Here is a 622-nt window from a genome sequence, read left to right on the forward strand (position 1 = left end):
GTCCTCGACGAAGATCGCGCCCTTCTTCTTCAGGCTCTCGACCACATGCTTGTTGTGCACGATCTCGTGCCGGACATAGACCGGCGGGCCATACTTCGCGAGCGCGCGTTCGACGATCTCGATCGCGCGCACCACGCCCGCGCAAAAGCCGCGCGGCTGGGCAAGAAACACTTCCATGGGACGTCCGCTACGCAAATTGCACCAATCTCATTTCATGCCCTGCGGTCTTTCCGACAACGCACTCCGCCCGGTCGAACCCTGCAACGTCGGTTGCAATGTCCGCATCATCTCAGGTCCTGCACGTGATCCGCGCCCTCAAGAGCATGGAAATACAGGGTTTTGTGGCAAAAAGGTAGCGCCGCGAAGGACTGCGATGACGATGCGGGAGGGTATTTGAGGTAATATAGTATTGGATGAGGCCCCTGCGACCGTCGGTCCCCCTCACTTGTTCGTCACTTTATCGCCCACTCATGCGGTCTATACCGGCCACTCGTGGCCGTTCCTGTGGTTTGGAACCTTCTCGCCGTCCCGTCGAGGAAGATAACCAAAACAACATTAGATCGGTCCCCGGAACTCCGCTACAGAGCGGGCGTTTTCGGCCATGCTTCCCCGAGCTTAGAAA

At 58.2% G+C, this 622-nt stretch carries 1 pseudogene; it reads right to left on the minus strand.

Annotated features, from left to right (window positions below):
- Positions 1-177, minus strand: a pseudogene (locus NS334_RS16515) (4-hydroxy-3-methylbut-2-enyl diphosphate reductase); the annotation flags it as partial.
- Positions 178-622 lie beyond the last annotated feature (445 nt).

This window comes from Sphingomonas endophytica, from assembly GCF_001476895.1.
GTDB classification, from domain to species: domain Bacteria; phylum Pseudomonadota; class Alphaproteobacteria; order Sphingomonadales; family Sphingomonadaceae; genus Sphingomonas; species Sphingomonas endophytica_A.